This window comes from Shewanella sp. 10N.286.51.B2 (assembly GCF_041469265.1).
Lineage (GTDB): Bacteria > Pseudomonadota > Gammaproteobacteria > Enterobacterales > Shewanellaceae > Shewanella.
This window is the reverse complement of sequence record NZ_JBFRKH010000035.1, coordinates 39,305-52,787: the sequence shown is the minus strand read 5'-3', so window position 1 is coordinate 52,787 and position 13,483 is coordinate 39,305. Positions and strand designations below refer to the sequence as shown.

Genomic DNA, 13,483 nt, shown 5'->3' with positions numbered 1-13,483 from the left:
AACAAGCAACTGAGCTAACGTCCCATCTTAAAGCTTTCAGAATAATTGAAGCCTATAAATAGTATTCAATCAATCTGCCATCAAAATAAGTTAATCTAACTCATTCAAATGCCCCCAGAACGTCGCTCCGTTCTGAGGGCGCCTATAATACCTTTTTCATTTGCTCATGCAAGCGCAATTTAGCGTTTTTTTGCCGTTTGCACTAAAAACAAACTAAGAGGCTGTTTTTAGGTTAAATTAGGGTTACAACGCAGACAATTGTTGCTGTGCTAAACGTGCCGATGCACTATTTGTGTATTCTTTAAGCACTCGATTGTAAAAAGCAGTTGCGGTAGCTTTATCACCTTCTTTTTCAGCAATCATGCCTAACTTAACTAAACTATCACCACGCTTATTAGAATTAGGATATTTAGTGACCACTGCATCAAAAGCTTGCTTCGCTTCAGTAAAGGTACCTTTATTAAACAACAGTTGCCCTAACCAATAATTTGCATTTGCTGCATAAGTGGAATCAGGGTATTGCTTAATAAAATCACTAAAAGCAGGAATAGCCTCATCGTACTTACGCTCTTTAAGCACTAAATTCACCGCTTGCTCGTAACTTGCAGTTTCACCTAAGCTAGATGGGCCTGCTGAAGCGGCATTATTTTCAGCAACGGTAACCGTAGTCGCCGCGGCACTAGCTGATAAATTAGCAATTTCTTCATACAACTGACGTTGACGCTGTAACATTTGACTAATTTGATAGTCTTGCTGCTCAGTAATGCCTCGCAAATCTAACACTTCACGTTGCAAAGTATCTAAACGCTGCTGCGCTTCAAATTCCGTTTGTTGTTTTGCTTTAATGATACGCTCGAGACGAGATATACGATCGTCATTTGAACCACCAGCAAGATCTTGCACCGGCGCTGGCGCAGCAGTGGCACCAGCAGCAAAAAACATTGCAGCAAATAAAACAGCATGTTTCATCAATAAACTCCTAAACTGGCCAACAAGTGCTGGCCTTCCTATTACGTCAGTTCAACCGCGATGATTAGTAAACTAAAACACCACGACGGTTTTTAGCAAAACCACTCTCGCTTCGAGAGAAATCTAATGGCTTTTCTTCACCATAACTAACAACACTCATTTGACTTGGTTGTACACCCATACTTTGAAGGTATTTCGCAATAGCTTTAGCGCGTCTTTCACCTAAAGCAATATTGTATTCAGGTGTACCACGCTCATCAGCATGACCTTCAATTAATACACGAACATTTGGATGCTCAACTAAGTAATTGCCATGAGCTTGAATAATGGCAGCGTTTTCGCTTTGTACTTCACTGCGGTCAAAATCAAAATAAATGATATTTTGAGCGCGTAATTCTTCTTGCTCTACGCGTTGTTGCTCTTCAGGCGTTAAGATTGGTGCAACGCCTCCTGTTTCAACACCACCAGAACCGTATTCACCGCCAGTAGTTGTGGTTGAGCCACTTGTAGAACCACTTGCATCGGTTTCAGATTCTGAAGTTGTGCTACATGCACCTAATGCCATAACAGGTACAACAACTAACATAGCTTTAAACAACTTATTCAGATTCATTGGAAATCCTTATTAATATTATAAAAATGGTGACCAGGCTGGTGATTTAACTTCACCTTGACCTGCGGGTAATCTTGCTTTAAATCGTCCATCCATAGACACCGCAGCGAGCACTTGCTTGCCTTGGTGTGTAGTACCATAAATAACCATGGTGCCATTTGGTGCAATACTTGGCGACTCATCAAGGGTCGTTGATGTCAGCACTTGCATAAAACGGGTTTGCAAGTCCATTCGTGCAATATTGTATTTTCCGTTAGTACGGTTTACAAAAATCATACTGCGACCATCTGGAGTGATCGTGCCACCTAAGTTCCACTCGCCTTCAAAGGTCATACGTGAAATTTTACCTGTGCTGAGTTTCACTTGGTAAATTTGCGGTTTTCCGCCGCGCTCAGAGGTAAAAATAAGTGACTCTCCATCTGGCATCCACGATGCTTCAGTATCGATAGCATAATGATTAGTAATGCGCTTTATCGCTTTACTGGCAATATCGATTACGTAAATTTCAGGCTGACCATCCTTAGATAGTGTCACAGCAAGCTTTTTACCATCTGGTGAGAAACTCGGTGCGCCATTAATACCCTGATGAGAACTGACTTTAGTACGCTCTTGGGTATAAATATCTTGCACAAAGATTTCCGCTTTACGGTTTTCAAAGCTCACATAAGCTAAACGTCTGCCATCTGGTGACCAACTTGGTGACATTAACGGCTCTGGCGAGCGAAGTAACATTTGCTCGTTATAACCATCATAGTCGGCAATCATCAAATGGTAAGGAGATTTTTCACCTTGTTTAACGACAACATAAGCGACTCGACTTAAAAACGCCCCACGAATACCGGTTAGTTTTTCATAAACAATGTCACTAATGCGGTGACCATATTGTCTAAACTGCGCTTCACTGATAACAGTTTCACGGCTCTCAAGCAGTAGTTCACTGTTTTTCATTGGGCCTTTATCAGTTTGTAGCTGGGCTTTGACTAAATCAATCAGATCAAAACTCACCAAATATTGATTATTGCCATAAGGCTTAATTGAGCCCACTAATAACGCTTCAGATGCCGTTGAATTCCACACTTGAGAGGTAAATTCTTTCACAGTGCTGATATTTGCTTGCGGTAAACTGCGCGCATCAAGCGGACTAAATGTGCCACTGCGAGCTAAGTCACTGGTCACCACATCACTGATACGCTCAGGTGCTGGCCCTGTACCTTGCCATACAAACGGCATAACCGCGATAGGTCTTGCAGCATCAACACCTTCAGTAATAACGATATCTAATGCGGCATTCGCACTGCTACTTACAAGAACTACAAATAGTGTTAACCATTTTGCCAAAATCTTCATGTGACCCCTTTAATTAAATTCCGGTGATACGGTTAAATTAATTTCTTTCATTTTGTTATACACATCAGCTTCAGAAGAAACCGGTAACCGCCCTGCTTTATTTATCGCAGCTTTCGCTGCACGACAAACAACTTGATCGCCACTTAATGTTTGACTCGCGGTAACAAAGCCATCTGGCGCTAATCGAATTAACACGCGGCAACTTTTACCACGCATTGACTCATCAACAACCAAATTACGTTGGATAGTTGATTTAATCATCGCGGTATACTTGTTTACCTCAGATACAACCTGTTTATTACGGGTTGCAGATAAGGCAACTTGCTCAGCAGCCATTGCATCTGCCATTTCTTTTTCCTGGCGAGCACGCTCAGCCTCTTCGGCTTTACGTTTACGTTCAGCTTCTTCTTTACGTTTTCTGTCTTCTTCACGCTTTTTAGCAGCTGCAGCTTCTTCACGCTGGCGCTTTTCTTCAGCTTTTTTCTCTGCAGCTATACGCTGCGCTTCTTGCTGTTTACGAAGTTCAGCGGCCTTTTCTGCTTTGGCTTTTTCTGCAGCTTCTTTTTGCTGCGCAGCCTTAGCGGCATTATTGGCTTTTATGGTTTCTTGCTCTTTTTGCTTACGTTGAATTTCAAGCTGCTTAATACGTTCTTGTTCTTTTCGCACTTCTTCTCTAGCTTTGCGCGCTTGCCTATCGATTTCAGCTTGACGTTGTTTTTCTTTTCGCTCGGCATCGCTTCGTTGTTGTTTAAGTTTTTCAGCATGGTCATTAATACGCTGCTGATCAACCACAACGGCCTGAACGATGGGTTCAGATTGAGTTTGTGGTAAATGTTTAGGTTTATCTTCAAAACTAATGCCTAAAGCAAGCACCACGATTACCCCAATATGAATGCCGGCAGAAATAACAACGGGTAAAGTTAATTCAGATTTAACAGCCACCAAACTACTCCTCAGGCGAATCAGTCATTAAGCCCACCGCAGGCACACCCGCACCTTGTAAGCTGACCATGAGTTGAATCACGTTTTCATATGCTATGCGACGATCGGCTTTTACAACTACAGGTCTTTCTGGCTCAAGCTGGATCATTGCACCCACTTGCACTGAAATTTCATCCAATGAGAGTGGATCGTTATTTGATCCGCTGCCCACATTCAGAAAGTATTCACCAAACTCATCAATTGAGGCAACGATAGGCGGTTTGCTTTCTGCCGATAATGGTTCAGCTTTACCTTGAGGTAGTTCCACCTTTACGCCTTGTGAAACAATTGGCGCTGTCACCATAAAAATAATAAGCAGCACCAACATTACGTCGATATAGGGTACAACATTAATTTCGGCAACTGGACGGCGGCGCTTGCGTTGATACATTACACCGATTCCTTCTCGCTGTAGGCTTGGCGTTGTAATATGTTAGAAAATTCTTCCATAAAGTTAACGTGGGCCATTTCAAGTTTTTCTACTTGTGTCGAGAAACGGTTATAGGCAATAACAGCTGGAATAGCAGCAAATAACCCCATAGCTGTCGCGATCAAAGCTTCAGCAATACCCGGCGCTACCATAGTTAAAGTGGCATTTTCTACTGTGCCCAATGCAATAAATGAATTCATAATGCCCCATACTGTACCGAACAGGCCGATATAAGGGCTGGTTGAACCGATTGTGGCTAATAAAGGTAAATGAGTATCAAGTTTTTCAACTTCACGGGATAAACTGACTCGCATAGCCCTTGATGTGCCGTCCATAACAGCTTCAGGAGACTTACTGTTTGCTGAACTCAAGCGAGAGTACTCTTTAAAGCCTGCGACAAATAATGCTTCAAGGCCTGTCAATGATTCACCACGAATTGACAACTCTTTGTAAAGTTTATTCAAATCCACACCAGACCAAAAAGTATCTTCAAATTTTATTGATTTAGCGCGGGCTGAATTGAGCAATTTACGGCGCTGAATGATTACCGCCCACGAGGCAATAGATAAACATAATAAGGTTAGCATCACTAACTTAACGAGAAGACTTGCCTCTAAAAAAAGACCGATAAAAGAAATTTCAGCTTGCACGATTAAACTCCTGCACAATATTGGATGGAATAGCCCTAGGTCTCATTCGAGATAAAGCAATACAAGCGACAACAATAGTGGCTTCACAATAGCTAACACCATTATCATCTAGCAATCGCTGTTTAAATATCAGCGAAGCTTTTTTTAATTCTGTCAGCTCAGATTCAACAATTAAGTTCTGCTCGAATCTTGCTGCAACTTTAAAGTCTAGCTCAGCATGTTTCACCACAAAAGCAATGTCATTAGCTAACAATTCAGTTTGCTTTATTCCCATAGCTTTTAACCACTCTGTGCGAGCACGTTCGAAAAAGTTTAAATAATTCGAATGATAAACAACACCACCAGCATCGGTGTCTTCATAATAAATAGAAATAGGCCATGTAAACATAATTAGCGATTGTGAATTTTGCGTAATAAAAGATGGCTTACTATACCGAGTACCACCACGCTTGTGAACAAAGCGACCTAGCAAAACGGGGATTATTTTAGGGTTTAAGACTTAATTTGGCATTAAAATATGGCTTTTGCAGAGATATTAGCGGCAAATGAATAAAGTTTAATGTTAGCGCCTTTCGCAGTTACATTTAGGTAACATAAAAATTGAGATTAACATCACGAATAGGCTGTAAATCTAGGCCTTTCAAGATAGTAATCTCAACATAAATTATCACTAATGAATTTTAGCGGGAATGGCTAAACCAAAACTGTGCCACAAGAAACTGTATATATCCGCAGCTTCATCAATTTTCATGGCAGTAGGTTTACCAGAGCCATGACCAGCATTGGACTCAATACGCATAATCACCGGCTTGTCTGCTTGTTGATGTTTTTGCATCATAGCAGCAAATTTAAAGCTATGCAGTGGCACAACGCGGTCATCATGATCTGCTGTCATCACCATAGTGGCAGGATAATCCCCAGGTTTGACATTATGATACGGAGAGTAAGCTAATAATGCAGGGAATTGCTCAGCCACATCCGCGCTGCCATATTCACTGACCCAGGCCCAACCTATGGTGAACTTCTGAAACCGTAGCATATCTAGCACACCGACCGCTGGCAGTACTGCGGCAAATAAATCAGGTCGCTGTGTTAATACCGCGCCCATCAATAAACCACCATTACTGCGACCATAAGCGCCTAACTTTGATTTGTTGGTGTAACCATTATCAATCAGGTATTCCGCAGCAGCATAATAGTCATCAAACACATTCTGCTTTTTATCGAACATGCCTGCTTGATGCCAACTTTCGCCATATTCTGCCCCGCCGCGGATATTGGGAACGGCATATATTCCGCCCATATCGAGCCAAGCAATATTTGCAGGGCTAAAACGTGGTGTCATCGAAATCGAAAAGCCACCATAGGCATAGAGCAGTGTTGGGTTGTTGCCATTAAGGGTTACCCCTTTTTTATAAGACACCATCATTGGAATACGGGTGCCATCTTTACTGGTATAAAACACTTGCTCAGAAACGTAGTCATCGGGATTAAACGAAACTTTAGGCTGATTATATAAACTGGTTTCACCGCTTCTAAAATCAAATTTATAAATCGTTTGCGGTTGCACATAGCTATTGAAGGCAAAATAGAAATAATCTTTACTGCGTTTTCCGTATGGTCCTAAAACACGGCCTTTACCTGGAAGCGCAACATCTTGCCTTTTGGTGCCATTTAAACCGTATATCGATACTTTACCTAATACATCATGTAGGTAACTCACTACAAAATGATCATGGACAATCGCAATATCGTTAATGGGATCGCTAGACTCAGGGATAATGGTTTGCCAATGGGCTTTTTCTGGACGATTAATATTTATCTCAATAACTTTTCCATTTGGCGCATCTAAATCTGTCTTAAAATAGAAATGCTCTTCATCATTACCAAGGAAAACATATTGAGCTTCTAAATCGGTGATTAACTCAACCACTTCAGCATCAGCAGATTGCAGTGACTTATAGAAGAACCGATTGCGGCTATCAGTGCCTTGAGAGACAGTTATTAATAAGTAGTCGCCCTTTTCGGTTATTTCAGCCCCAAAGCCCCAATCTTTGTTTTGTGGGCGCTCATAAATAAGTATATCTTCAGCTTGCTGGGTACCAATTTTGTGGTAATACACTTTTTGATTAAAATTGACATCAGCAAGTGCATCGCCACCGGCTGGTGCATCATAGCGAGAATAATAAACACCTTGGTTATTGGCGTCCCACGTGGCGGTTGAAAACTTAATCCACTGCAGTTTATCGGCCAGCGCTGCGCCTGAGGCAATATCAATGAACTGCCACTGCTGCCAGTCAGATCCAGATTTTGAAACGCCGTAGGCCAGTGTTTTACCGTCATTACTGACCGAAACACCAGATAGCGCAACGGTACCGTTTTCAGAAAGTGTATTGGGGTTAAGTAATTCTTTGGTATTGCCAGCTTTATCAGTTACATACAACACAGACTGTGACTGCAACCCGTCATTTTGATAGAAAAAAGTATTTGAGCCATTTTCAAATGGCGCTGACACTTTCTCAAAATTCCATAATGCTGTAATGCGATCAACCACAGCTTGCTTGTTGTTAATGTTATTTAAATACTGGCTACCAAAATCTTGTTGTTGTTTAACCCACTGTTCAGTTTCTGGTGTATTTTGCTCTAAATGTCTGAAAGGATCGGCAACACTCACACCGTGTAGTGTTTCAACCAAATCTTGTTCGACTGTATTTGGATAAGAATATTTAGTGGTACTTGTGACTTGTTCTACCGTAGAGTCTGGTGCGTGTTGACAAGCAGTAAGTGCAGTTCCAAGGACAATGGAGAGTAGTGAACCCTGTAATAAGGGCATTTTTATTATCATTTTAAGCAACCTTCTTTTGCATTGTGGCTTCATGCCTGAAAGTAATATACCTCAAAATATAATTATTGCGAAAATCTGTATTTATTTAGGGATTACAAGACTATTTCATAGGCTTATCACAAGATAATTTCGAATAAAAATAATTAGCCAGGTACTTTAATTGAATAACTTAACAATTGATTATCATCCAATACCGCACACTTTCGACTAAATATGCACGCCAGATGATTATTCATTTACTTATAGCGCTATTACTTCATAAATGGGTGCTTAAACGCTAAAGCTCAACCTAAAGTCACATTAGTTTTTTTAATGCGAAGTCGAAATTTTTCTAGTTTGTCAGCTTAGAGCAAAGTCTCTAATATACGCCTTGTTTTCAGGACATAGCTTATTAAGTTGACATAGCTTACTGAGTTATAGAAAACCAAGAACTTCTAGTTGATGTATCCCAATACCTCAACTTATCCCTGGTTCTTATGCTTGACTTCCTTCCTTGAATTTGTGAATACAAATTGTTTGCCCGCTTACTTTAAGCGGGTATTTTTTTGCCTATTTTTCGAGAATAATACAGAAATAGTAAAGACAAAAAAGGCCTAATCACCCGACTAAGCCAATTAGAAAATTTATCATCTGTAGGTTAAATCGTTTTAGAAATTTTAATCACTACTCGACGGTTACGATCTCTTTCTTCAGAGAGTTGATTCGATGCAACATGGCGTCTTTCACCGTGACCGGTTTTATGGATTCTGCTTTGCTCAATGCCACTGGCAACTAATAAATCAGCCACAGAATCGGCCCGTCTATCCGATACCCTTTGGTTAACCGAACGCCCACCATAACTATCGGTATAAGCGTCAACAAACACTAGCTCAACATCAGAGTCATAAGATAAGTATTCCTGCACTCGGTTTAATTGAAGCTTAGAGAAACGGGTTAATGCGGTGCCGCCTGCTTCATAGTTAAGTACAGTAAATGCGATATCGTCAAAACTATAAGGTAATAGCGTAGCCAAACAAGAACGGAATTGACGATATTCACCACCAAAATTAGCTGCTGATAACCCTACCGCGACTTTATCAGTGCGGTTATACCAATCAGCATAATAAAAAGTCGGCTGCATGCCTTTACTTAATTCAGTCAGCATCGACCAAGCTGCTTTACGTGGCACTTCACCGTTAAACTGCTTATGGTAAGTTAAGGTGGTGATCTCTTTTGCATTAACGCCTGGGCGCCATTGGGGCGCTTTACTTATCAGTTGCGCCTCGGTGATTTGATCGGGTTTATTCCACATATCAAGACTAAAGTTCAAATTTAAGTCTTTACCAGCACGACTAGTGAAAATAGCTTTGCCGTATGCAGGGATGTCATGTTCAAGCCGACACTCTATCGGGCTATTTTCGCTTAGGCGCCACATAGAGTCATCAAGAGACGCAACATATTGTTGTAAATCAGCTTGTGCTGAAGATACAAAACAAAAACTGCTTACTAAAAGTAATTTACGCCACATAAAAACATCCCGATTGCTGATCACATATTTTTTATCGGCAGTATTTAATTTTCCTTTAGCAGAATTATTCGCCGATCAAACATGACACCGAGGCGCAGTTTTAGCATAATAGCCGCCAGAATGAAGAATGAGGTTTTTAATGAGCGATATCTGCGACGCAAACAAATTCAAACACCGCTTTAGAGGTTACTTCCCTGTAGTTATCGATGTCGAGACTGCGGGATTTAATGCTGCAACTGATGCGTTGCTAGAAATAGCTGTCACCACCCTTAAAATGAATGATGATGGCGTAATCGAATTGGATAAAACCATTCACTTTCATATCGAGCCTTTTGAAGGTGCCAATCTTGAACCAGAAGCCTTAGCATTTAATGGGATTGATCCAACCAATCCATTACGTGGTGCTATTGACGAAAAACAAGCATTTCTAGAAATATTCAAGATGGTTAAAAAAGCGCAAAAAGCTGCTGACTGTCATCGCTGTATTATCGTTGCCCATAATGCAGCATTTGATATTGGCTTTGTAAATAAAGCCATTGAGCGAAATGATTTAAAACGGTCGCCATTCCACCCTTTTGCGACCTTTGACACCGCAACTCTTGCAGGTCTTGCTATTGGTCATACGGTATTAGCCAAAGCCTGTAAAATGGCCGGCATTGATTTTGATAATAAAGAAGCGCATTCCGCCTTATATGATACTGAACGTACTGCTGAACTTTTTTGCTATATCGTCAATCGATGGAAAGCGTTAGGTGGCTGGCCTATGCCAGTTGCAGAAGACACTGAAGATTCTTCTGCAGAGCTTGATACCAGTGCTGTGACTGCGATAACACCTACAGCTCAGTAGTCATGCATGTTAGCTGTTTGCAAAAATATAACAGCTTTAAAAAAGAGAAACTGTGGACTAATTAAGTCCCAATAACAAAAAAGCTGCCATTGGCAGCTTTTTTAGATCTAACTAGCTAATAACTTAAAGCTGGTCAGAATTATCTTTTAAGTAAGAAGCAACACCTTCAGTGGTTGCAGTCATACCCTTGTCGCCTTTTTCCCAACCAGCAGGACAAACTTCACCGTGCTCTTCGTGGAATTGTAATGCATCGATCATACGTAGCATTTCATCAACGTTACGACCTAGTGGCAGATCGTTAACAACTTGATGGCGGACTTGACCTTCTTTGTCGATTAAGAAAGACGCACGGAAAGCAACACCAGCTTCTGGATGCTCAACATCGTAAGCTTTACAGATTTCGTGTTTAACGTCAGCAACTAACGTGTAGTTAACTTCACCAATACCGCCTTTATCTACTGAAGTATTTCTCCAAGCGTTGTGTGAGAACTGAGAGTCAATTGAAACACCAATAACTTCAACACCGCGTTTAGTGAATTCTTCAATACGGTGATCAAATGCGATCAACTCAGAAGGACACACGAAAGTGAAATCAAGTGGGTAAAAGAAAACAACAGCTTGCTTACCTTTAATAGCAGTCGCTAGGTTGAAGCTATCAACGATTTCACCAGTACCAAGAACCGCAGCGGCAGTAAAATCTGGGGCCGGACGGCCTACTAATACGCTCATTTTATATCTCCATCTATGGATTGAAAAAATTTAAAACAATGCCTGTTAATCTGGATGGCATTATACCCGAACTGCAGCAATATGCGAGATAGCTCGCATAAATGCATACCTAAATAGATATATTGTTCTCATATTTGAGCTATACCTTACCCGTTATTGATAAAAGAGATAAGCCCTTTATGCTGAAAAGTATTTCAGCTGCTGATAAATGCTCCATATTAAAAAGATTCTGTGACATGAAGAATAAAAATAACATCCTCACAAGCCTTGTTACAAGAATCACAAACCCCAATCACAAGCAGGCAAAACATTTAAACTCGTTAGAGATAAACTGGACATGTATACCTATACAGATAAGAATAAGCTCAGAATAATTATCTAAAACACAACTCAATAAGAATTAATTAATATGAATGCCGTCGTAATTGCTGTCACCTTAATGCTCGCATTAAGTCTTATGCGTGTGAATGTTGTCATCGCGCTCACCATTAGTGCCCTCGCGGCTGGCCTATTTGGTGGATTAGATATACATCAAACCATCACCGCTTTTAATAATGGTCTCGGTGGCGGAGCGCAAATTGCGTTAAGTTATGCACTTTTAGGTGCCTTTGCTGCTGCGCTATCACACTCAGGTTTAACCACGCTCATTTCCCACAACATCATTAAAAAAGTGGGAAAAGAACCAAACAGCACCAATACCTTAGTGGTTCGTTGGTTGATCTTAGCGTCAATATTAATCATGGCCATTAGCTCGCAAAATATTTTACCTATTCATATCGCCTTTATTCCCATTTTAATTCCGCCACTATTACATGTATTAAGTAAGCTCAACATTGATCGCCGCTTAGTGGCTTGTGTCATCACTTTTGGCTTAGTAACCACCTACATGATTTTACCCATTGGTTTTGGTGGTATTTTCTTAAATGACATCTTGTTAGCTAATTTAAACAATAACGGCCTTGGCGCTGTTAAAGAGCAAATTCCAATGGCAATGATGCTACCCGCTCTTGGAATGATCACTGGCTTATTAATAGCGGTATTTATCACTTACCGTAAACCACGCCAGTATGAAATTAAAGATGTCGAGTCCACTGAAAAAACAGTGAGTATCAACAAAAAAACTATCGTGATTTCTTTGTTCGCCATTTTTGCAACCTTAGTGGTGCAGCTACAAACTGATTCAATGATTTTTGGCGCCTTGACGGGCTTTCTCATTTTCCGCTTCTCAGGCATTATCAAAGCGGATGTGAGGCAAGATATGTTTAACCAAGGCGTGCTAATGATGGCCAATATCGGCTTCATCATGATTGCAGCTGCAGGTTTTGCTGCTGTGGTAAAATCAACAGGTGAAGTCAGCACCCTAGTGACTTCATTAGGCGACATCATTGGCGATAATAAAGCGCTTGCTGCACTATTGATGCTTGTTGTCGGCTTATTAATTACCATGGGGATTGGCTCTTCTTTCTCTACCATCCCAATTATTGCTACGATTTATGTTCCATTAGCAATGACATTTGGCTTTTCAGTGGCGGCTACAATCGCCTTGGTGGGCACAGCCGCTGCATTAGGTGATGCGGGCTCTCCTGCATCGGACTCAACCTTAGGCCCAACAGCAGGCTTGAATGCTGATGGCCAGCACGATCATATTCGTGACAGTGTTATCCCAACCTTTATTCATTACAACATTCCGTTAATCGCATTTGGTTGGATTGCTGCGATGGTTTTGTAGTTAATAAAATAAGCAATAAAAAGGGAGCCAATTGGCTCCCTTTTTATTGCTTAACAATGTTAGTAACAGAGGTTAGTTACTTAGTACCAAATATCTTATCACCAGCATCACCTAAACCAGGTAAAATATAACCTTGCTCATTTAGGCAGTCATCAATAGCGGCAGTGTATAATTCAATATCAGGATGGGCAGCTTCTAGTGCTTTAATACCTTCAGGGGCCGCCACAAGCACTAATGCTTTAATAGACACACAGCCACGGCTTTTTAGTAAATCGATAGTCGCAATCATTGAGCCACCAGTAGCAAGCATTGGGTCAACCACAATGGCAACACGCTCATCAACATTACTGACTAACTTGTCAAAATATGGCACTGGCTCAAGTGTTTCTTCATCACGGTAAATACCCACAGCTGAAATTTTAGCGCTAGGCATATGCTCTAAGACACCATCCATCATGCCAAGACCAGCACGCAGAATAGGTACCACTGTCACCTTTTTACCTTTTATTTGCTCAATTTCAACAGGGCCGTTCCAGCCAGGGATGGTTACTTTTTCAGTTTCAAAATCAGAAGTGGCTTCATAAGTTAATAAACTACCGACTTCAGTAGCAAGCTCACGAAATCTTTTAGTACTAATATCAGCTTCACGCATTAAACCCACTTTATGGCGGATTAGCGGGTGTTTAACTTCAACGACTTTCATTTTTGCACTCCTATTGATGAGATATTTTTCGCAAATTCTTCAAATCTTAGTTTATTTATCCTCATTAGAAAACATAAAGTTTCATTTTTGCAAACAATCTCACGCTAAAACAATAAAACTATTACAGAAAACT

Annotated in this window: 13 protein-coding genes; 2 read left to right on the top strand and 11 right to left on the bottom strand. The window is 40.8% G+C overall.

The features are described 5' to 3' along the window. Positions 1 to 243: 243 nt before the first annotated feature. From ybgF to AB4140_RS09630, 9 genes are all read right to left on the bottom strand, one after another. Entirely contained in the window at positions 244 to 969 is a 726-nt protein-coding gene (gene ybgF / locus AB4140_RS09670) for a tol-pal system protein YbgF (RefSeq protein ID WP_102436491.1), read from the bottom strand. A 64-nt stretch (positions 970 to 1,033) separates the two neighbouring features. After that, positions 1,034 to 1,582 carry a peptidoglycan-associated lipoprotein Pal gene (gene pal, locus AB4140_RS09665; protein WP_102436493.1) on the bottom strand — a complete coding sequence of 183 codons (549 nt, stop codon included), beginning with the start codon at positions 1,580 to 1,582 and terminating at the stop codon, positions 1,034 to 1,036. An 18-nt stretch (positions 1,583 to 1,600) separates the two neighbouring features. Further along, entirely contained in the window at positions 1,601 to 2,929 is a 1,329-nt protein-coding gene (gene tolB, locus AB4140_RS09660; RefSeq protein WP_102476132.1) for a Tol-Pal system beta propeller repeat protein TolB, read from the bottom strand. Positions 2,930 to 2,938: 9 nt separating this feature from the next. Further along, entirely contained in the window at positions 2,939 to 3,871 is a 933-nt protein-coding gene (tolA, locus tag AB4140_RS09655) for a cell envelope integrity protein TolA (protein WP_102436501.1), read from the bottom strand. Positions 3,872 to 3,875: 4 nt separating this feature from the next. Further along, the gene (tolR, locus tag AB4140_RS09650; RefSeq protein WP_076536821.1) at positions 3,876 to 4,301 is read right to left on the bottom strand and encodes a protein TolR; all 426 of its coding nucleotides are present in this window, start codon (positions 4,299 to 4,301) and stop codon (positions 3,876 to 3,878) included. Beyond that, positions 4,301 to 4,990 (bottom strand): protein TolQ, encoded by a 690-nt coding sequence (tolQ, locus tag AB4140_RS09645; protein ID WP_076536823.1) that lies wholly within the window; start codon positions 4,988 to 4,990, stop codon positions 4,301 to 4,303. Before tolQ ends, tolR begins: the two co-directional genes overlap by 1 nt. Continuing rightward, the gene (gene ybgC, locus AB4140_RS09640; protein WP_102440503.1) at positions 4,980 to 5,381 is read right to left on the bottom strand and encodes a tol-pal system-associated acyl-CoA thioesterase; all 402 of its coding nucleotides are present in this window, start codon (positions 5,379 to 5,381) and stop codon (positions 4,980 to 4,982) included. Before ybgC ends, tolQ begins: the two co-directional genes overlap by 11 nt. 279 nt (positions 5,382 to 5,660) lie before the next feature. Continuing rightward, positions 5,661 to 7,835 carry a prolyl oligopeptidase family protein gene (locus AB4140_RS09635; RefSeq protein ID WP_372000756.1) on the bottom strand — a complete coding sequence of 725 codons (2,175 nt, stop codon included), beginning with the start codon at positions 7,833 to 7,835 and terminating at the stop codon, positions 5,661 to 5,663. A gap of 637 nt (positions 7,836 to 8,472) precedes the next feature. Next, positions 8,473 to 9,342 carry an OmpA family protein gene (locus AB4140_RS09630; protein WP_102440501.1) on the bottom strand — a complete coding sequence of 290 codons (870 nt, stop codon included), beginning with the start codon at positions 9,340 to 9,342 and terminating at the stop codon, positions 8,473 to 8,475. A 139-nt stretch (positions 9,343 to 9,481) separates the two neighbouring features. On the opposite strand from AB4140_RS09630, the gene rnt reads away from it, so the two are divergent. Continuing rightward, positions 9,482 to 10,189: a ribonuclease T gene (gene rnt / locus AB4140_RS09625; RefSeq protein WP_102440500.1), complete on the top strand. Its 708-nt coding sequence runs from the start codon at positions 9,482 to 9,484 to the stop codon at positions 10,187 to 10,189. 123 nt (positions 10,190 to 10,312) lie between these two features. Here rnt and AB4140_RS09620 read toward each other — a convergent pair whose 3' ends face one another. Then, the gene (locus AB4140_RS09620; protein WP_102440499.1) at positions 10,313 to 10,918 is read right to left on the bottom strand and encodes a peroxiredoxin; all 606 of its coding nucleotides are present in this window, start codon (positions 10,916 to 10,918) and stop codon (positions 10,313 to 10,315) included. 409 nt (positions 10,919 to 11,327) lie between these two features. Between AB4140_RS09620 and AB4140_RS09615 the strand changes: the two genes are divergently transcribed. Next, on the top strand, positions 11,328 to 12,647 hold the full coding sequence (locus tag AB4140_RS09615) for a Na+/H+ antiporter family protein (RefSeq protein ID WP_372000753.1): 1,320 nt from the start codon (positions 11,328 to 11,330) through the stop codon (positions 12,645 to 12,647). Between the two features lie 76 nt (positions 12,648 to 12,723). On the opposite strand, the gene upp is transcribed toward AB4140_RS09615, so the two are convergent. Beyond that, positions 12,724 to 13,350, bottom strand: a complete 627-nt coding sequence (upp, locus tag AB4140_RS09610) for a uracil phosphoribosyltransferase (protein ID WP_372000751.1) — start codon at positions 13,348 to 13,350, stop codon at positions 12,724 to 12,726. Positions 13,351 to 13,483: the final 133 nt, after the last annotated feature.

Bases quoted from the DNA above. Each gene is read 5' to 3' on its own strand.
- rnt (WP_102440500.1), top strand. From the start codon at position 9,482: ATGAGCGATATCTGCGACGCAAACAAATTCAAACACCGCTTTAGAGGT.
- AB4140_RS09635 (WP_372000756.1), bottom strand. From the start codon at position 7,835: ATGATAATAAAAATGCCCTTATTACAGGGTTCACTACTCTCCATTGTC.
- AB4140_RS09615 (WP_372000753.1), top strand. From the start codon at position 11,328: ATGAATGCCGTCGTAATTGCTGTCACCTTAATGCTCGCATTAAGTCTT.
- tolR (WP_076536821.1), bottom strand. From the start codon at position 4,301: ATGTATCAACGCAAGCGCCGCCGTCCAGTTGCCGAAATTAATGTTGTA.
- upp (WP_372000751.1), bottom strand. From the start codon at position 13,350: ATGAAAGTCGTTGAAGTTAAACACCCGCTAATCCGCCATAAAGTGGGT.
- AB4140_RS09630 (WP_102440501.1), bottom strand. From the start codon at position 9,342: ATGTGGCGTAAATTACTTTTAGTAAGCAGTTTTTGTTTTGTATCTTCA.
- ybgF (WP_102436491.1), bottom strand. From the start codon at position 969: ATGAAACATGCTGTTTTATTTGCTGCAATGTTTTTTGCTGCTGGTGCC.
- pal (WP_102436493.1), bottom strand. From the start codon at position 1,582: ATGAATCTGAATAAGTTGTTTAAAGCTATGTTAGTTGTTGTACCTGTT.
- AB4140_RS09620 (WP_102440499.1), bottom strand. From the start codon at position 10,918: ATGAGCGTATTAGTAGGCCGTCCGGCCCCAGATTTTACTGCCGCTGCG.
- tolB (WP_102476132.1), bottom strand. From the start codon at position 2,929: ATGAAGATTTTGGCAAAATGGTTAACACTATTTGTAGTTCTTGTAAGT.